The organism is Achromobacter sp. ACM05 (assembly GCF_019218915.1).
GTDB classification, from domain to species: domain Bacteria; phylum Pseudomonadota; class Gammaproteobacteria; order Burkholderiales; family Burkholderiaceae_B; genus Achromobacter; species Achromobacter animicus.
Genome location: NZ_JAHUWQ010000005.1, coordinates 78,254 through 96,456, shown reverse-complemented (window position 1 = coordinate 96,456; position 18,203 = coordinate 78,254). Strand labels below are relative to the sequence as shown.

Annotated in this window: 17 protein-coding genes and 3 tRNA genes; 9 read left to right on the top strand and 11 right to left on the bottom strand. The window is 64.7% G+C overall.

Annotated elements, in window-relative coordinates; all coding sequences use genetic code 11:
* Nucleotides 1-14: 14 nt before the first annotated feature.
* Nucleotides 15-254: a 6-phosphofructokinase gene (locus KW836_RS25145; protein WP_175124601.1), complete on the bottom strand. Its 240-nt coding sequence runs from the start codon at nucleotides 252-254 to the stop codon at nucleotides 15-17.
* 96 nt (nucleotides 255-350) lie between these two features.
* Here KW836_RS25145 and yddG point away from each other — a divergent pair, with 96 nt between their 5' ends.
* Nucleotides 351-1,259, top strand: coding sequence for an aromatic amino acid DMT transporter YddG (yddG, locus tag KW836_RS25140; protein WP_175138761.1), 909 nt, complete (start codon nucleotides 351-353; stop codon nucleotides 1,257-1,259).
* A gap of 27 nt (nucleotides 1,260-1,286) precedes the next feature.
* Here yddG and KW836_RS25135 read toward each other — a convergent pair whose 3' ends face one another.
* Nucleotides 1,287-1,478, bottom strand: coding sequence for a hypothetical protein (locus tag KW836_RS25135; RefSeq protein WP_175124599.1), 192 nt, complete (start codon nucleotides 1,476-1,478; stop codon nucleotides 1,287-1,289).
* A 259-nt stretch (nucleotides 1,479-1,737) separates the two neighbouring features.
* On the opposite strand from KW836_RS25135, the gene KW836_RS25130 reads away from it, so the two are divergent.
* The 3 genes from KW836_RS25130 (at nucleotide 1,738) to KW836_RS25120 (ending at nucleotide 3,414) form a co-directional block, all read left to right on the top strand.
* Nucleotides 1,738-1,989, top strand: a complete 252-nt coding sequence (locus KW836_RS25130) for a hypothetical protein (RefSeq protein WP_175184438.1) — start codon at nucleotides 1,738-1,740, stop codon at nucleotides 1,987-1,989.
* Nucleotides 1,990-2,098: 109 nt separating this feature from the next.
* Complete coding sequence (locus KW836_RS25125) at nucleotides 2,099-2,290, top strand: hypothetical protein (protein WP_175124598.1); 192 nt, start codon at nucleotides 2,099-2,101, stop codon at nucleotides 2,288-2,290.
* Between the two features lie 200 nt (nucleotides 2,291-2,490).
* On the top strand, nucleotides 2,491-3,414 hold the full coding sequence (locus tag KW836_RS25120) for a hypothetical protein (RefSeq protein WP_218345083.1): 924 nt from the start codon (nucleotides 2,491-2,493) through the stop codon (nucleotides 3,412-3,414).
* A 168-nt stretch (nucleotides 3,415-3,582) separates the two neighbouring features.
* Here KW836_RS25120 and KW836_RS25115 read toward each other — a convergent pair.
* The 3 genes from KW836_RS25115 to egtD form a co-directional block, all read right to left on the bottom strand.
* Nucleotides 3,583-3,659, bottom strand: a tRNA-Met gene (locus KW836_RS25115).
* Nucleotides 3,660-3,814: 155 nt separating this feature from the next.
* Nucleotides 3,815-5,131 (bottom strand): ergothioneine biosynthesis protein EgtB, encoded by a 1,317-nt coding sequence (gene egtB, locus KW836_RS25110; RefSeq protein WP_218345082.1) that lies wholly within the window; start codon nucleotides 5,129-5,131, stop codon nucleotides 3,815-3,817.
* 37 nt (nucleotides 5,132-5,168) lie between these two features.
* Entirely contained in the window at nucleotides 5,169-6,146 is a 978-nt protein-coding gene (gene egtD / locus KW836_RS25105; protein WP_218345081.1) for an L-histidine N(alpha)-methyltransferase, read from the bottom strand.
* A 370-nt stretch (nucleotides 6,147-6,516) separates the two neighbouring features.
* On the opposite strand from egtD, the gene KW836_RS25100 reads away from it, so the two are divergent.
* Together KW836_RS25100 and KW836_RS25095 are read left to right on the top strand one after the other, a co-directional pair.
* Nucleotides 6,517-6,852, top strand: a complete 336-nt coding sequence (locus KW836_RS25100; RefSeq protein ID WP_175124592.1) for a YqjD family protein — start codon at nucleotides 6,517-6,519, stop codon at nucleotides 6,850-6,852.
* A gap of 9 nt (nucleotides 6,853-6,861) precedes the next feature.
* Nucleotides 6,862-8,352: a phosphatidylserine/phosphatidylglycerophosphate/cardiolipin synthase family protein gene (locus KW836_RS25095; RefSeq protein ID WP_218345080.1), complete on the top strand. Its 1,491-nt coding sequence runs from the start codon at nucleotides 6,862-6,864 to the stop codon at nucleotides 8,350-8,352.
* Between the two features lie 58 nt (nucleotides 8,353-8,410).
* Here KW836_RS25095 and KW836_RS25090 read toward each other — a convergent pair whose 3' ends face one another.
* From KW836_RS25090 to KW836_RS25075, 4 genes are all read right to left on the bottom strand, one after another.
* Nucleotides 8,411-10,078: an FMN-binding glutamate synthase family protein gene (locus KW836_RS25090; protein ID WP_218345079.1), complete on the bottom strand. Its 1,668-nt coding sequence runs from the start codon at nucleotides 10,076-10,078 to the stop codon at nucleotides 8,411-8,413.
* 200 nt (nucleotides 10,079-10,278) lie between these two features.
* Complete coding sequence (locus KW836_RS25085) at nucleotides 10,279-11,502, bottom strand: YeeE/YedE family protein (protein ID WP_218345078.1); 1,224 nt, start codon at nucleotides 11,500-11,502, stop codon at nucleotides 10,279-10,281.
* 149 nt (nucleotides 11,503-11,651) lie between these two features.
* Nucleotides 11,652-12,596, bottom strand: coding sequence for an AEC family transporter (locus KW836_RS25080; protein WP_218345077.1), 945 nt, complete (start codon nucleotides 12,594-12,596; stop codon nucleotides 11,652-11,654).
* Between the two features lie 33 nt (nucleotides 12,597-12,629).
* Nucleotides 12,630-13,532 carry a DMT family transporter gene (locus tag KW836_RS25075; protein ID WP_175184389.1) on the bottom strand — a complete coding sequence of 301 codons (903 nt, stop codon included), beginning with the start codon at nucleotides 13,530-13,532 and terminating at the stop codon, nucleotides 12,630-12,632.
* A gap of 119 nt (nucleotides 13,533-13,651) precedes the next feature.
* Here KW836_RS25075 and KW836_RS25070 point away from each other — a divergent pair, with 119 nt between their 5' ends.
* Nucleotides 13,652-14,095 (top strand): GNAT family N-acetyltransferase, encoded by a 444-nt coding sequence (locus KW836_RS25070; RefSeq protein WP_175124586.1) that lies wholly within the window; start codon nucleotides 13,652-13,654, stop codon nucleotides 14,093-14,095.
* 217 nt (nucleotides 14,096-14,312) lie between these two features.
* Here the strand turns inward: KW836_RS25070 and KW836_RS25065 are convergent.
* A tRNA-Leu gene (locus KW836_RS25065) sits at nucleotides 14,313-14,397 on the bottom strand.
* Nucleotides 14,398-14,558: 161 nt separating this feature from the next.
* On the opposite strand from KW836_RS25065, the gene KW836_RS25060 reads away from it, so the two are divergent.
* The gene (locus KW836_RS25060) at nucleotides 14,559-15,170 is read left to right on the top strand and encodes a tRNA-uridine aminocarboxypropyltransferase (RefSeq protein WP_218345076.1); all 612 of its coding nucleotides are present in this window, start codon (nucleotides 14,559-14,561) and stop codon (nucleotides 15,168-15,170) included.
* Between the two features lie 164 nt (nucleotides 15,171-15,334).
* On the opposite strand, the gene KW836_RS25055 is transcribed toward KW836_RS25060, so the two are convergent.
* Nucleotides 15,335-15,419 (bottom strand) — tRNA-Leu (locus tag KW836_RS25055).
* 233 nt (nucleotides 15,420-15,652) lie between these two features.
* Between KW836_RS25055 and rnr the strand changes: the two genes are divergently transcribed.
* Complete coding sequence (gene rnr, locus KW836_RS25050) at nucleotides 15,653-18,118, top strand: ribonuclease R (RefSeq protein ID WP_218345075.1); 2,466 nt, start codon at nucleotides 15,653-15,655, stop codon at nucleotides 18,116-18,118.
* Nucleotides 18,119-18,203 lie beyond the last annotated feature (85 nt).

The window sequence follows — 18,203 nt, the reverse complement described above, 5'->3', positions numbered from 1 at the left end:
CGGAGCCGGGCGTGTCAGGTGTCGTGGCGCGGCGCCAGCGCAGTCAGGACCTCGCCGGATCCCAGACGATACCGCTTGTCGTCCAGCGCGATGACGGCGTCACCTTCGGACGTTCTGAATATGTAGCGCCCGCCGGTTCGCGGCAGGATGCCGGCGCCCGCATCCTCCGCCCGCAAGAACACTTCAATGCGGTAAAGCCGCCCCGAATCCGTGCTTGCCAGCACGTCGCTCATCCTGCGTGTCGAAATAGCCATGCCGCGATTTCTCCGTTCGGTTTTCGCTAAACTTGCCGCCTTGGCGCCGGACCAGCCCAGTTCTCATTCAGGCCCGGCGCGCAATCGGAAACGGTAATGCAATTGAATCCTGGCCGGAATGCGGCCACTTCCCTCGGCTTGCTGGCGATCCTGCTGTGGGGCACGGTCGTCGGACTGATTCGTGGCGTCAGTGAAAACTTTGGCCCGATCGGCGGCGCCGCGCTCATCTATACGGTGGGTTCGATCTTCCTGGTGTTGTTGCTGGGCTTCCCGAAGCTGCGCACGTTTCCCCGGTCCTATCTCATCGTGGGCAGCATGCTGTTCGTCGCTTACGAGATCTGCCTGTCGCTGTCGCTGGGATTCGCGGCCGATCGGGGGCAAGCCATCGAGTTGGGCATCGTCAACTATCTGTGGCCGTGTCTGACGGTCGTGTTTGCCATGCTCATCAATGGCCAGCGGGCAAGCATCTGGGTAGCGCCGGGCATCTTGTTGTCGGTGTGCGGCATCGTGTGGGTCGTGGGCGGAGCCGGCGGGCTGTCGTATGAACGCACCGTTGCCAATGTGTCGAGCAATCCTCTCAGTTATGGGTTGGCGTTCAGCGGCGCCATCATCTGGGCCGTGTATTGCAACGTGACCAAACGCTTTGCCGACGGCAAGAACGGCGTCGCGCTGTTTTTCGTGCTGACCGCTGCTGTCCTGTGGATCAAATATGCGATCAGCGCGGAACCCGCGCTTGCGTTCACGGCGCCCGCCACGATCGAGCTATGCGTGGCCGGCGGCGCAATGGCCAGTGGCTACGCATTCTGGAACGTGGGGATACTGCGAGGCAACCTGACCTTGCTGGCCACCGCGTCGTACTTCACGCCGGTCTTTTCCACCTTCTTTGCCGCGCTCTGGTTGGCGACGCCGCTCACCCTGTCGTTCTGGCAGGGCGTGGCGATGGTCACCGCCGGTTCATTGTTGTGTTGGGCGGCAACCCGCGGCAGACCGGCCCGCAACGGATAGTCCGGGCCTGGTCTACGGTGGGGGAGACTACTCGACGAGCATCGTCAGGGCCACGGCGAACCCCAACGGGACCAGCATCAGCGATGCAAAGGTGGAACTGACAATCGCCGCCGATATCTTCAGCCAGGGCTCGGGCCCCGCGCTTCGTATCGTTTGAATCACCAACGCGACGATACCCATAACCATCAAACAGCTCATGAAAACTGCCAAGTAAGTCATGTTGTCTCCGTCCTCGCCTGATTTAGGGGATTCGGCGCCGCTTTGCGGTCTTATGTTTGAGACGATTGTGCGCCTGTATTGCAGGACTGCACCCTAGGGTTTTCCTTGCAGGCAGGGCGCTTTGTGGCGGATTAGCCGCGCAGTCTGCAGCATGAAAATCGTGTGCAAGCGCAGCATTTTTCACGCGCCGCGTCCGTCCGTGGCGGGCCGCCGCGATTGCGCTACGATGGCGTCATCAAAACACGGAAGAGGCCGCCAGATGCCGCAAGAACTACGTCCCGGCACGCGCGCCACCTTGCAGGTCCGGCAGCTCGCGCCAGGTGAATTCGCATGGATCATCACGCTGCTCGATCCTGAATCTGGAAATGTGCGCAGCACCAATTACTCGGACAAGCGATACACCAGCCAGGATGAGGCCTCTGCCGCCGGCAAGGCCGCGGTCGTTGCTTTTCTTGCGGGCGAGACGCCCGATCGCGGGGCCGTGCCCGCCGGCAATCGGCGCAAGGACTGACGGCGCTTACGTTTTCGCTGATGGTATTGAAACCCTGATGGGGGCCGGGCACGTCACTTGCTGATGCTCATCCGAGGCGCATCTTGCGCTGCTTGAAGGAGAGGCAATCATGTCCCAGATCCCGCATCGAGAACCCGGACAGCCGGACGATCTCACGCCGGACGATCCGGCGCTTCCGGGTACCGCCCCTGCGGACGATCCGCGTCCGGACCCGGGTCGTCCCACCGACAATCCCGACGTCATCGACCCCACGCCGCCCGCGCCGGACCCCCGTGCTCCGGGCACCATCGACCTGGCCTGATTGCGGCCGGCGTCACTTCACCCATATCCATTTATCGAAGCAAGGAGGTTTCCATGCGCTCCATCCTGTTGTGGCTGCTTGGCGTGCCCATTCCCATCATCATTCTGCTGGCGCTGTTCTGGCACTGAAGGCCGGTTCGTCATTTCCGCTTTGGCATCCGCGTCCGCGCGGTTGCGTAAGACTCTGGACAAGGATCGATCATGCAAAATACGTCTTCATTGAGCCAACCCTATGCCGATGGCGTGCCTCCACGTGAGTCCGCCATTTCGGCCGTGTCGTGGGCGGCGGTCTTCGCCGGCGCGGTGATTGCCGCCGCGCTCTCGCTCGCATTGTTTGCCGGTGGCACCGGCCTGGGCTTCCTGTCCGTATCGCCGTGGGGCGACGATGGCGTGTCGGCCCCGACCATCGGTATTGGCATCATTGTCTGGATGCTGCTCACTCAGATCCTCTCGTACGGCATTGGCGGCTATGTCGCTGGACGCCTGCGCACCAAGTGGGTCGACGTGCACTCGGATGAGGTCTACTTCCGCGACACCGCGCATGGCTTTCTGGTCTGGGCGCTGAGCGCCGTGGTCAGCGCCGCGCTGTTGGGGTCGGCCCTGGCGTCCATGGCATCGGGCGTGGCCAAGGCCGGCGCATCGGTGGCAGCCACTGCCGGCACCGCGGCAACTGCGGCCGCGACGGCCGGCGCGGCGGGTGCAGGCAGCAACGGTGGCATGGAACGCGCCACCGACTATCTCACCGACACCCTGATGCGTTCGGAACGTCCCGAGGCCAACACTGACCCGGAAGCGGCACGTGCCGAAGTGGGCCGCATCGTTGCCATGAGCATCACCCGTGGCGAGATGACGCCCGCTGATCGCGATTACGTGGTGAAGGTCGTGGCCGCGCAGGCCGGTGTTGAGCCCGCCGTGGCGCAACGCCGCGTCGACGAGGCGATCCAGAACGCCAAGAAGACCGCGGAAGAAGCCAAGGTAAAGGCCAAGGAAGCCGCCGACGCGGCGCGCAAGGCCGCTGCGGCATTCGCGTTGTGGGGCTTTGCGTCGATGCTGATCGGCGCGTTCGTGGCGAGCTTGGCGGCGACGTGGGGCGGCCGCCGGCGCGATACGGTGTATCGGACTTGATGGGCTGAGGCCTGTATTGTCCGAATGAAAATGGCCCGCACGGTGTGCGGGCCATTTTTTTGTTTCACGATTGATTCGGGCTCGTCGAGCATGAGTGAACCCCGCGTCCTTCGTTCCATCCCCGCCAACGAAAAAGGCCCGCACAATGTGCGGGCCTTTTGAATTCTTTGGTGGCGCATCCCTGATTCGAACAGGGGACCTGCGGATTATGATTCCGTCGCTCTAACCGGCTGAGCTAATGCGCCATCCCTTTTGCTGAACAGTTTGCGTTGCAATTGCTGCTCAACGAAGAACGAAATTCTAGCACGAAGTTTTTTGGCAGTGCAAGCGAACCGGCGCCAATTTTTTCAGATCCGGCCAATCCGGTGATCCAAACGGCTCGCCAGCGGCGCAAATCCCCTCAATCATCCCGAGCCAGCCGAATCCCTGAGAATTGCCACCGCGCCTCTGGCGGGAAGAAGTTGCGGTAGCTGGGCCGGATGTGATCGCGCGGCGTGGCGCAGGAGCCGCCTCGAAGCACGTACTGGTTGCACATGAATTTGCCGTTGTACTCGCCGACCGCGCCAGCGCTGGGCTTGAAGCCGGGGTAGGCGTCGTAGCCGCTCGACGTCCATTCCCACGCGTCGCCGAACAGCTGCACCGGACCGCGCTGGCCGTTGCGTTCGGGGGCGGGGCGCGTGTCGAGGTGGCCGTTTTCAAGCAGGTTGGCGCGGGCCGAGTAGGTGTCTTCGGACATCTGCCGGGCGGCGTGTTCCCATTCGGCTTCTCGCGGCAGGCGTGCGCCCGCCCATCGCGCATAGGCGTCGGCTTCGAAATAGCTGACGTGCGTGACGGGCGCCTCCAGTTCCAGCGCCTGCATGCCGCGCAATGTGAAGACGCGCCAGCCATCGTCGTCGCTTTCCCAATACAGCGGTGCGCGCCAGCCTTGCGCGCACACCATGTCCCAACCCATGGACAGCCACAGTTCGGGCCGCTCATAGCCGCCGTCGTTGATGAAGTCCAGGAATTCCCGCTGGGTCACGAGACGATCAGAAAGCCAGAAGGGCGCCAGCAGGACGTCGTGAGCCGGGCCTTCGTTGTCGAACGCAAAGCCGCGTCCGTCGTGGCCGATGCGCGTGATGCCGCCCTCGTAGCGGGTCCAGCCGGCGTCCGTGGCGGGCGGCTGTGCGGGTTGGCCGGGCGCCACGTAGGCGGGTTTGAGCGGATTGGCCGACAGCATGTGCTTGAGATCGGTGAGGATCAATTCCTGGTGCTGCTGCTCGTGGTTCAGGCCAAGTTCGAGCAGGGCGTCGAAGTCGGCATCGTTGCCGCCCAGCCGCGAAATCAGCGCGTGCATCGCTTCGTCGACGTATTGGCGGTACCGCAGCACCTCAGCGAGCGGCGGGCGCGACAGGAGGCCGCGCTGCGGCCGCGGATGTTTTGCGCCGACAGCGTTGTAGTAGGAATTGAACAGCATCCGGTATTGCGGATGGAAGGGCGGCGTCGATGTGTCGAAGCGCGCCAGCAGGAACGTCTCGAAGAACCAGGTGGTGTGGGCCAGATGCCATTTGACGGGGCTGCAGTCCGGCATGGATTGGACCTGGCAGTCTTCGGGGCTCAGTGGCGCGGCCAGCGCGGTTGTGGTCGAGCGCACGGCGTCGTAGCGGTCGTGCTGTCCAGCCTGTCCGCTCGCGTAGGGCGCGATGGCGGGATGGGTCAGCAGGCATGCTGGGTCCATGGCGATCCTCCGGGGGGGCGTCGTGGGTGGTCCCGCGTCAGGCGCGGGCGCTGAAAACAGAAAACCAGTCTCGGGCATCCGACCAGTGTTCGACATTGCCAAAGCCTCCGCGATGGAGCAGGTCGCTGAAGGCCTGTGGCGTGAACTTGTACGAGTTCTCCGTATGGATGCGCTCGCCGCGCTTGAAGTCGCGATGGCCGCCAGGCCAGGTCACGCGCAATGCGCGCTGCGCTTCCACGTGCATCTCGACCCGCGAGCGTTCGCTATTGAAGATGGCCACATGGCGCCAGTCGTCGACATTGAAATCGCTGCCCAGCACCGCATTAACGTGGCGCAGCAGATTCAGATTGAACGCGGCGGTCAGATGCAACGCGTCGTCGTACGCGGGTTCAAGCACGCTTCTGGGCTTGACGCGGTCAACGCCGATCAGCAGCCCGCCGCCGGGACACGCTTCGCGAATCCTCCGCAGCATGGCGTACGCGCTGTCGGGACCCAGGTTGCCGATGCTGGAGCCCGGATAAAAGAAGAGGCGCTGCTGCGTCGGGATGTCGGCCGGCAACGCAAGTTCATGCGAGAAATCCTGCCCCACGGCCGTGATCCGCATGTCGGGATAGGACAGCTTTAGCCGGCGGACAGCCGCCTGCAGATAGTCGGCAGAAATGTCGACCGGCACATAGTGGCTGGGACGAAGGCTTGAAAACAGCCGCTCGGCCTTGACGCAGTCGCCGGCGCCCAGATCGATCATGGCCTGCACCGGACCGACGTGGCGGGCGATATCCGCGCCATGGCGGCGGAAGATTTCGTCCTCGCAGCGCGTCGGGTAGTACTCGGGCAGCTGCGTGATGGCCGTAAAAAGCGACGAGCCGAGGGCGTCGTACAGAAACTTGGGGTCGATGTGGGCGGGGCTGTCCAACAACCCGTCGTGCAATTCGATCTGCTCGGCGCTTTGATGCTGCGGTTCTTGCGCGACGAATTCAGGAGAAACGGCGGCAAGGAGTGCGGAAGGGGAAACCATGCGTTCAGTTCCTTTTTGGGGCGGTTGAAGCGCATTGCGAAGACCTATTGTGGCGGCCGAGGGGGTTCGGGTGTCAAGCGCCAAGCCTCTGAATGCAATGGACTTTTACGAAATCGAAAACGCGTTTGGCCGGAAGCGACAAGGTGTTTGCCTTACCTTGGGCACGGGCCAGACAGCCCCATCAGCAAGTTTCGCGCCGCTGAAATATCGGTTTACGGCTGGTTGCGAAAGCTCGGGCAGTAATGGCCGTTGCTATGGACAATGGGGCTTCGGCCATGCGGAACGATGTGTCCCGCAGTCCTGGCGATGCTGCGTTGCATCAGGCAATGGTGGTGTCGCGGGTACGGTCCAAAAAAAACAAGGAGCTACCATGAATCGAAAGCACCAGCGCGCTGAAATGGCTTTGCATCGTGAACGCGTGAATGACAGCTTCCACGAGCTGCTTGCCGGAACGGAAGACCTCTTGCGTTCGACTGCGTCGTATACGGGCTCCGAAATCGAGTCGGCGCGTGCGCGCCTGAAGCGCCAGCTCGCCGATGCGCGTGAATCCGCGGGCGGCTGGGAAGTCGTCGCGCGCGAACGGGCCCGCCGGGCCACCGCTTACGCGGACGAGTACGTGCATGAGAATGCGTGGAAGTCGGTCGGCGTGGCGGCGCTGGTGGGCGCCGTGCTCGGCTGCATTTTCGTGGCAGGCAACCGACGCTAGAGGCGCATCATGAGCCCATTACCGGCCGAGAGCCGGGGTGGGCCGCACAATACCTTGCACAAACTGACGGTCGACGCGCGCCGATGGGCGCGCGCCGTGCTGTTTGCGTGCGTGGCGTCCGTGCTCGCCGCCTGCGCCAGCGTCCCCGACGCGCAGGAACGACACGCGCGCGCCTCGCAGGCGGGCCTGTCCGCGGATGCCGCGCAGGACAGTTACCGTCGCGGGCAAGGCATTGCTGCGGACCCTCAAACACCGAAGGACGACTTCCTTGCCAGGCACCTGGCAGTGGAACAGGCGGTCAGCGGTGCGCCGCTGGTCAAAGGCAACCGAGTGCGCCTTCTGGCTGATGGTCCCAGCACGTACAAGGCGATGCTGCAGTCCATTGGTCAGGCGCGCCGCTACGTCCACATGGAAACCTACATCTTCGAGGACGACGCCGAAGGCCAGCGCTTTGCCGAGGCGTTGATCGCGGCGCACAACCGCGGCGCCGAGGTCTCGTTGATGGTGGACGCGGTCGGGACGATCAAGACGCCCGATGCGTTGTTCCAGCGGATGCGCGATGCGGGCGTGCAGGTGGCCGTCTTCAATCCCGTCAATCCGGTCAACGCCCGGGCTGGCTGGTCGCCGAACCAGCGCAATCACCGCAAGGTGCTGGTCGTTGACGGCAAGGTAGGCTACCTGGGCGGCATCAACGTCAGCAGCGTGTACGAGTCGTCGTCGTTCTCCGGCGGGGGCGGCTCGGGCTCGGGCGGCGGCTCGGGGGGCGGCTCCGGCGATAAGGCGGGCGACCCGCCGGAAGACGCCGATTCCGCGCCCTGGCGCGACACGCATCTGCGCATCGAAGGCCCGGCGGTCGCCGAACTGGAGCAGGTGTTGCAGGCGGGTTGGGCGTCGCAGGCGAAGGAGCCCATCAAGGGCGGCGATTCGCAGGTCGCGCCGCCCGTGGGCAACACCACGGTCCGCATCCTGGCCAACCAGCCCGATCGCAGCGACGGCTATACGGTCTATCTGACGCTGATGTCCGCGTTCGAAAGTGCGCAGAAATCCATCCACATCACGATGGCGTACTTCGTGCCGGACCCCGCGTTCATCGAGGTGTTGCAGTCGGCGGCGCGGCGGGGGGTGGACGTGGTGCTGGTGCTGCCGGGATTCAGCGATTCGTCGCTGGTGTTCCACGCGGGGCGGTCTCACTACACCGATCTGCTGCGCGCCGGCGTGAAGATCTACGAACGGCGTGACGCGCTGCTGCACGCGAAGACGGCGGTGGTCGACGGCGTCTGGTCGACCGTCGGTTCCAGCAACATGGATTGGCGCAGCTTTGCGCTGAACTATGAGATCAACGCGGTGGTGCTGGGTCCCGAGTTCGCGGCCGAGATGGAAGCGCTGTTCCAGCGCGATGTGGCCGATGCCGTGCAGATCACGCCCGAGGCCTGGAAGGAGCGCGGCCTGGACGACCGCTTCATGGAGTCGTTTTCGCGCATGTTCGAGCGCTGGCTGTAGCGAACGCGGCAGGCGGGCTTGGCGCGATGTGCTGCGACAGGCCCGGCCGCCGCGCCGCTCAGGAATTGCCGGCTGCGGCGGCCTGGGCGGCGTGCTCGCGCGCGAGCGCGGTGGTGATGTCGTGCGTGGGCTGGAACGACTGCGCCTGCGCCATCGCCCAGCCTGCGCGAAATACCTGATGGCGGAATTCACCGCGCAGCAGTTCGCCGGGCGCCAGTTCCGGAAACAGCGCGGACAGAAGGCGGATCTCGCTGGGCGAGATGCGGCGCGCGATATGGTGCGGACGCAGTTGGCCGGGGTGGGTCAGGCCTGCCGCGGCCAGCAGTTCGGCAAGCGCGTGCAGCGTGTTCTTGTGGAAGTTCGCCACGCGCTGCGCCTTGTCCGGCACGACCAACGCGCGTTGCCGCAACGGATCCTGCGTGGTGACGCCGGTGGGGCACTTGCCGGTGTGGCAGGCCTGGGCCTGGATGCAGCCGATGGCGAACATGAAGCCGCGCGCGGCGTTGCACCAGTCCGCGCCCATCGCCATCACGCGCGCCATGTCGAAGGCGGTGATGATCTTGCCCGACGCGCCGAGTTTGATGCGGTCGCGCAGGTTCACGCCGATCAGCGTGTTGTGCACCAGGCGCAGCGCCTCGCGCAGCGGCGTGCCGACGTGATCCACGAATTCGACGGGCGCCGCGCCCGTGCCGCCTTCCGCGCCGTCCACCACGATGAAATCGGGCGTGATGCCGGTTTCCAGCATGGCCTTGACGATGGCGAACCATTCCCAGGGATGCCCCACGCAGAACTTGAAGCCGACCGGCTTGCCGCCTGAAAGCTCGCGCAGGCGCGCCACGAACTTCATGAGGCCGATGGGGCTGTCGAACGCGGAATGGCTGGCCGGCGAGTTGCAGTCCTGCCAGGGCGCCACGCCGCGCGCTTCGGCGATCTCGATCGTCACCTTGCCCGCCGGCAGGATGCCGCCGTGGCCGGGCTTGGCGCCTTGCGACAGCTTGATCTCGATCATCTTGACCTGCGGCGTACAGGCGTTGCGCACGAAGGCTTCTTCCGAGAACGCGCCGTGCTCGTCGCGGCATCCGAAGTAGCCCGAACCGATGTTCCACACCAGGCTGCCGCCGGGCTGGCGATGGTAGCGGCTGATGCCGCCTTCGCCCGTGTCGTGCGCGAAGTCGCCTTGCCGCGCGCCTTCGTTCAGGGCCAGCACCGCGTTGGCCGACAGCGCGCCAAAGCTCATGGCCGATACGTTGAACACCGACATGGAATAGGGCTGCGTGCAATCAGGCCCGCCGACGGTCACGCGAAAGTCGGTGTCATTGATGTGCGAGGGCGACATGGAATGGTTGATCCATTCGTAGCGGTCGCCGTAGACGTCTTCCTGGGTGCCGAAGGGGCGCTTGTCGATCTCGCGCTTGGCGCGCTGATACACGATGGAGCGTTGCGCGCGCGAGAACGGCGAGGCCTGCGTGTCGTCTTCCAGGAAATACTGGCGGATCTCGGGGCGGATGAATTCGAACAGAAAGCGCAGGTTGCCCAGCACCGGATAGTTGCGGCGAATGGCGTGGCGCGGCTGGATCAGGTCGTACACGCCCAATGCGCCCAGCAGCGCCAGCGGCACTGCTGCGGCAAGCCACCACAAGGACGCGGTGACGGCCAGGACCGCGGTGATCACCGCGCCGGCCAATGTCAGGAAAAAGGCCGTGAAGCGGCCGGCTATCCAGTTCATGTGCATCTCCGTATTTCGGAATGGAGCCACCATACACCAGCGCAGCCGTCTGGCGGATGAACGGCGCGCCCCACATGCGCGCGGTGCCGCGGGTCTCGCGCAGCCATGCGGCGCGCCGAAACCCGCATGGCGGCTGGCGTTACGGCGAGCCAAAAAAAATGGCCTCCTGCATCAGGAGGCCATTGTTGGAACACAGTTTCTCAGCAACTGGACGCTGAGGGCGTCTTCTCGACGGCCAGGCCGAACAGCGGACGCAGGCGCACGCCCAGCGCGCTGCCGGCGAAGGCGGCAGGCAGCCACAGCCAGGCATGCAGGCTGCCCGACAGGATGCCGCTGAAGTAGGCGCCGATGTTGCAGCCGAAGGCCAGGCGCGCACCGTAGCCGAGCAGCAGGCCGCCGATTACCGCACCGGCGAGCGAACGCGCCGGCACCTTCCAGACGGGCGCGAACTTGCCCGCCGCGCTGGCGGCGGCCAGTGCGCCCAGCATGAGGCCGATGTCCATGACGGTCGTGACGTCCTGGCGCAGCGGCGCGGCCAGGGACGGCTGCTTGGCCCAATAGGCCCAGGTGGCGACGTCGCCGCCCACCGCATCCAGCGCCTTGGCGCCCCACAACGCGAATGCCGACGTGATGCCCCACGGACGACCGGCCAGCGCCAGCGTCGCGAAGTTCAGCACGACCAGCGCCACGCCGCCCCAGATGAGCGGCCACGGGCCCTGCAGCAACGAGGCCGGGCGGGCGGTGCGCGATGCAAAGGAAATGACGTGGCCGTGGCGGCGCTTTTCCAGCACGGTGGCGATCCATGCGATCAGGGCAAAGACGGCCAGGTTGGCGAGGATGGCGGGCGCCAGGCCCCAGGTCTTGATGAGCGAGGTGGGCGCCAGTGCGGGCAGGCTGGACCACCAGCTGAAGTTGGCTGTGGCGATGACCGAACCCACGATGAAGAACAGCAGCGTGACCACCATGCGGGTGTTGCCACCGCCCACCGCGAAGAGGGTGCCCGACGCGCAGCCGCCGCCCAATTGCATGCCGATGCCGAACAGGAATGCGCCCAGCACGACCGACACGCCCGGGGGCGACACGAAGCCGTTGACCGGTTGGCCGAACAGCGTGCCGGCGGCCAGGAAGGGGAAGAACAGCAGCACGCCCGCGGCCAGCATCAGCATCTGCGCGCGCAGGCCTGCGCCGCGGCGGTCCGACACGAACACGCGCCAGGCTTGCGTGAAGCCAAACGAAGCGTGGTACAGCGTGACGCCGAGCAGCGCGCCGATCACCCACAGCGCGCCTTGGCGCCAGCTGACGGTCTGGTTGAGATACAGCGCGCCGGCCAGCACCAGCAGCAGCGCGATCCACAGCGGCTTGCGGTTGATCTGGATGGGCGGCAGGGCCGGGGACAGGGGCAGGGAGGAAGCGTTGGCGCTCATGGGCAATCCCGAGGATCAAGACGTAAATGCAAACGGGTGCGTAGTCGCACCCGTGGGAATAGCCGTCAGTCTAGTCCTGTCGTTAAATTTCTCAAACGAAGGAATTGTGCTTTAACGATAACTTCAAGTTATATAAAGTGCTCGCGCGTTCACGAGACGGGATGCGCGCTGATCCACGCCACAAGCAGGCTGACCGTCAGCACCGACGCCACGGTGCTGACGAGAATGGCGCGCGACGTAACGCGGGCATCGCGCCCATACATCTTGGCCAGCATGAAGGGGCCGGTGCCGATAGGCAGCGCGCTCATCAGAACGGCAGTCCAGGCCCACAGCGGCGGCATCGAGAACACGTAGAACGCCAGCACCGCCGTCGCAGCCGGCTGCAGCAGCAGCTTGCCCAGCACCAGGCGCAACACGCCGGGACCGGAACTGGCGGTTTCGGTCTGCGCGAGAAAAAGGCCGATGGTCACCAGCGCGCACGGGCTGGCCGATGCGCCCAGCAAGGCCACATAGCGGTCGACGCCTTCGGGCAGCGCCACGCCGGTGGCGGCCCAGCCAAGACCCAGAACCGGGGCGGCGAGCAGCGGATTGCGTACCAGCGCGCGACCCACCTTGAGCAGCGTCGCGGGGAGATTGGGTGTCTGCTGGCGGTCGAACTCGATCAGCGCGATGGCAAAGCCGAAGAGCACGCTGGCGGTCAGCAAGGTGGTGAACGTGGCGGGCGCCAGGCTGTCGGCGCCCAGCAGCGCAAGGCATAGCGGAATGCCCATGTAGCCGGCGTTGGCGTAGGACGCCGCCAGGCCTTCGATGCTGCGGTCGGTCAGCGACTGCGGTCCGCGCTTGCGCGGCAGAAAGGACACCAGGAACGTGATGGCGACGCCGCCCGCGAACGCGCCAACGAATCCCCAGTGAGCCATGTGCGCCAGATCCACCTGCGTCATGGCGCGAAACAGCAGCGCGGGCAAGGACAGGTACACCACGTAGCGGTTCAGGGCGTCGGTCGCATTGGTGCCCAGGATGCGCCAGCGGGCGGCCAGCCACCCGGTCAATATCAACGCAAAGACCGGCAGGGCGGCGGTGACGACGGCGTTCATGGGCGAGGGCGCGAAGGCGGAAAGGCGCTCATTCTACTTGCCGCCGTCGCCGGTCTTACCCGTTTTGCGCGTGACCAGCAGGATGCCCAGCGCGGCCAGCGCCATGCCGGGCCAGGCCAGCGGCGGGATGGGTTCGCGCAGGATCAGCAGCGCGATGATCGCCGTGCAGGGCGGCACCAGGAAAAACAGCGCGGACACGCGCGATGCTTCGCCGTGGCGGATCATGGCCAGCAGCAAGGTAATGGCGACGAGCGAATTGCCGACCACCAGATATGCCAGCGAACCCAGCAACGGGCCCGTCCAGTCGATGTGCATCGGTTCCAGCCAAAATGCCAGCGGCGCGGACACGGCAAGTCCGACGCCGTACTGGACAAAGTTGGACGCGACCGGATGGATCTGGGCGCCGAAGCGCTTTTCGTAGAGCGTGCCGCCGGTCAGGCAAAGCAAGGCCCCGATCGCGAAAGTCAGTCCCAATGGCGCCAGCACATCGATCGAGGCCTTGGCCACGATCACCAGCGCGGCGCCCGTCACGCCCAGCGCCAATCCGGCCCAGCGCCGCGCGTCGACGCGTTCATGCGCGAGTGCCGGCGCCAGCAGTCCGATCAAAATGGGTTGAAGCGAAGTGATGAGGGCCACCCCGCCCGCCGACATGCCCTGCTTGAGCGACAGGTAGGTAAAGCAGAAGTAGCCGGCCTGCAACAGCAAACCGACCATGGCCAGATGACCCCATGCGCTGGCGCGGGTGGGGAGCGGCGGGCGAAGGGCGAGCAGCAGGGGGGTCAGGATCAGCAGCACGCAGGCGTAGCGCAGCGCCAGAAACGTGAGCGGATCGGCGTAGGCCAGGCCCACCTTCAATACGACGAAGCCGCTGGACCACAGCACGAGAAAGAGCGCGGGTGCGGCTTTCAACCAGGCAGGGGGTGCGGCAGGCGTCATGGCGGACCAGGGGCGGCAAGGGCAAGCCGCGATCGTACCCCTTTTCGCGCGTTCTTCATCCCTGCCAAAATGCGGCGTAGGATTCAGTTATTCATTTGCTGCAACGTAGGGGGAAGGACATGTCGGCCAATAGACAAACAACGGTGCGTATCGCGCTGGGGACCTGGGATCGCTTGCGCGACGATGCATATTCGGTGCGCCATGCGGTGTTCGTGGTCGAGCAGAACGTACCGCCGGAAATCGAGATGGACGACGACGATGCCGTGTCCGTGCATGCCGTGGCTTACGGGCCCGATGGCACGCCAATGGGCACGGGGCGTCTGCTGCCCGACGGTCACATCGGCCGGATGGCGGTTCACAAGCGTGCGCGCGGCATGGGGGTGGGCGGACAGTTGCTCGATGCGCTGATCGGCCAGGGCCACGGCGACGGCCATCGCATGCTGGTGCTGCATGCGCAGACGCATGCCGCAGGCTTTTACGAGGCGCATGGCTTCAAGGCCGAAGGCGAGGAATTTGTCGAGGCGGGCATTCCGCACGTGGTGATGACGCGCACGTTGAAGTAGGGCGCTGCACGATCATGCACCGCAGCCGATGGGCTGCGGTGCAGTCCGCGAACAGCGAAAGGCCGCGCCTGCGAAACAACGAACCGCGCCAAAGAACCGTGCCAAAGACCTGCGCACGCAAAACAAAAACGCGCGCACAAAGCAAAAACCCCGAACGCTTTCGCATTCGGGGTTTTTCTTTTGGCGCATCACGACAGGTACCTCGTGATGTAGTAATTGGTGCCCAGGAGAGGACTCGAACCTCCACACCTTGCGGCACACGGACCTGAACCGTGCGCGTCTACCAATTCCGCCACCTGGGCGCTGTTGCTTCACATGTTGCGTCGCTTTCGCTTCGTTTCGTGTTCAGCAGCAGAGGAACGAGATTATGCACACTTTTTTTGATGTGTGCAAGTCGTGCTGCTTTTTTTTCACTTTTTTTTGGGCGGGCCGCGAACAGGCCGCTTTCGATATAGTGTCGCCCATGTCTCGAGCCCTCTGTACGCGCTGCCTGCGCCCACTGTCGCATTGCCTTTGCGCGTTGATTCCATCGTTGTCTTGCCGTACTCGCGTGGTGGTGCTGCAGCATCCCAGCGAAGCGCGCCACGCGTTGAACACGGCGCGTCTTGCGGTGCTGGGTCTGGCGGGGGCGCGCCGTGTGGTGGGCGAGTACTTTTCGGAGTCTGAATGGGCAGTGCCGGGTCATGCGCCGCGCCTGCTGTTTCCCGGAGAGGGCGCCGAGGTGCTGACGCCGGGTTATGGCCAGGACCTGGGCATGCCCGTCCGGCTGATCGTGCCTGACGGCACATGGGGGCATGCGCGCAAGCTGCTGCACATCAATCCGGCGCTTGCCGCGCTGCCTCGCGTGATGCTGCCGCCGGGGTTGACGACACGCTATCGGGTGCGCCACGCCGACGTGGCAGGCGCGCTGTCCACCATCGAAGCGGTGACGCACGCACTGAACGCCATCGAGGCGCCGCGCAACTTTGACGCGCTGCTTGCGCCGTTCGAGGCATTGATCGATGGGCAGATCGACGGCATGGGCGCCGATCTTTATGCGCGTCATCATTTGAATCGCAAGGTGCCCTGGCGATAACCGAAGCGAGGGCGGTGCGGCGCTGATATCTGGCGTGCGCAGATTCCGGCAAGCGATCACAGAAAGAAAACACAAAAGCAAAAGCCCCGGAAACCTTTCGATTTCCGGGGCCTTTTAGCCTTATTTCACCAAGCCAGTTGAAAACTGCCTTGATTAGAATTCCGTGGTGCCCAGGAGAGGACTCGAACCTCCACACCTTGCGGCACACGGACCTGAACCGTGCGCGTCTACCAATTCCGCCACCTGGGCACTGAAAGATACTGTCAGAACTATGTGCTACGCTGCGTTTCAGTCACTTGGGTTGGTTTTAAGCGTTGACCTAATCAGCCAGCTTTGAACTAATCCATGCGTCTGAATGCAGTTGGTTTTACAATCGGTTTTTTCAAACCCGGTTTTCTCAAAACCGTTCTGACCATTTCTGCTTCAGTGTTCAGCCTTGGGCGAACCACAGAAGCTGCGCATTATATACGGAAAATTTAGCTTTGGCAAAACGATCGAATAACGAATCCAATAAGAACAGATCAACACCCTTGCCCGAAGCGCCGCCGGACTTCGACCCTGATGTTCCGTCCCGTGAAGCCATCCTGACAGCGCTGCGCGCCGCGGGTTCGCCGTTGTCTCCGGCTGAGCTGGCTGAGCGTATGGGCGTCGAGCGCGAGACGACGTTGGTGGGGTTTGAACGCCGCCTGGGCGCCATGGAGCGCGACGGGCAGTTGCTGCCCAACCGCAAGGGGGTGCTGCTGCTGGCGACCAAGCTCGACTTCGTGGCGGGCAAGGTGCTGGGTCATCGCGACGGCTTCGGTTTCCTGCTGCGCGACGACGGCGGTCCGGATCTGTTCCTGTCCCCTCGCGAAATGCTCAAGGTGCTGCATGGCGACCGCGTGCTGGTCAAGCCGGGCGGCGAATACCGGGGCAAGCCGGAAGGCACCATCGTCGAAGTCATCGAGCGCCGCACCAATAAGCTGGTGGGGCGCTTTCTGCACGAACATGGTCTGTCCATCGTCGTGCCCGAAGATCAGCGCATCAAGCACGACATCCTGATTCCGCCCAGCGACACCAATGGCGCCCAGCACGGGCAGGTGGTCGCGGTGGAAATCATGGCGCAGCCCACGCGCCATACGCAGCCGCTGGGCCGCGTGGCCGAGGTGCTGGGCGAGATCGACGATCCCGGCATGGAAATCGAAATTGCCGTGCGCAAGTTCGATGTGCCGGTCGACTTCACCGATGGCGCCTTGAAGCAGGCCGCGCGCCTGCCTGACACGGTCCGCAAATCCGACCTGAAAGACCGGGTCGATCTGCGCGACGTGCCGCTCATCACCATCGACGGCGAAGACGCCCGCGATTTCGACGACGCGGTGTATTGCGAGCCGGTGGAGCTGGGCACGGGCCAGCGCAAGCGTCCGGGGTGGCGCCTGTTGGTGGCCATTGCCGACGTCAGCCATTACGTGCGTCCGGGCGATGCGCTGGACGACGATGCGATCGAACGCGGCACCAGCGTGTATTTTCCGCGCCGGGTCATTCCGATGCTGCCCGAGTCGCTGTCCAACGGCCTGTGTTCGCTGAATCCGGACGTCGACCGCCTGGTGCTGGTGTGCGACATGGTCATTCCGGCTAGCGGCGCCAAGGCCGGCACGGTCACGGCGTACCAGTTCTACAACGCGGTCATGCACTCGCACGCCCGCACCACCTACACGAACATCTGGGCGGCCCTGCAGCAGCCGGGCGGACCGGCCGCGCATGCGATGCGCAGCGTGATGCCGCAGGTCCAGCATCTGTACGAGCTTTTCCAGCTGCTGTCGCAAGGCCGCAAGAAGCGCGGCGCCATTGATTTCGATACTGTCGAAACCAAGATCGTCTGCAACGAGCTGGGCCGCATCGAACAGATCGTGCCGTCCGTGCGCAACGACGCGCACAAGCTCATCGAAGAGTGCATGCTGGCCGCCAACACCTGCGCGGCGGACTTCATGACGCGCAGCAAGCATCCCGGCCTGTACCGCATCCACGAAGGCCCCACGCCGGAACGCCTGCAATCGCTGCGCGAATTCCTGCGCACGATGGGGCTTTCGCTGGGCGGGGGCGACACGCCCACCGCCAAGGACTACGGCGATTTCCTGGATTCCGTGCGCGGGCGCCCCGACTACCAGCTGCTGCAGACCATGTGCCTGCGTTCCATGCAGCAGGCCGTTTACAGCCCCGACAACATGGGTCACTTCGGCCTGTCCTATCCGGGTTACAGCCACTTCACCTCGCCCATCCGCCGGTATCCCGACCTGCTCACGCACCGCGTGATCAAGGCGCTGCTGGCGGGGCAGCGGTATGTGCCCGGTCTGGACGACCACGCCGTCGTCATCGGCCGCACGCAGCGCGAACATGAACACGCCATCTGGGAAAAGATGGGTCTGGTGCTATCGGCCAGCGAGCGCCGCGCCGACGAGGCCTCGCGCGATGTCGAGGCCTGGCTCAAGTGCTGGTTCGTCAAGGAACGCGTGGGCGAAGACTTCAGCGGCACCGTCACCGGCGTGGCGAGCTTCGGCATCTTCGTCACCCTGGACACGCTGCACGTCGAGGGCCTGGTGCACGTCTCGGAGCTGGGCGGCGAGTACTTCCAGTTCAACGACGCCCTGCACGAACTGCGCGGCGAACGCACCGGCATGCGCTACCGCCTGACGGACAAGGTGCAGGTGCAGGTGTCCCGCGTGGACCTGGAAGCGCGCCGCATCGAGTTCCGGCTGGTGCAGGGCACGAGTTTCGACGCGCTGCGCAAGGCGGCGGCGCGCGGGCCCGATGAGCCCATGCGCCGGGTCAAGAAGGCCGCGTCCCCCAAGCCCGCGGGCCTGAAGGGTCAAACTGCAAAGGAACGGCGCGCCGCGGCCAAAAAGGCCAGCAAGCCGCCCAAGCCCACTCAGCGGGCCGCGCCCGCCAAGAAGGCCACCCGCAAGCGTCACTGAGCGGCGGCGCGGATCCTTATGGCCATGCCGTCGTTTGGCGGTGTGGCTGTAAGGGGTAACATTGCGGTTATTGCCGGTCCTGTCC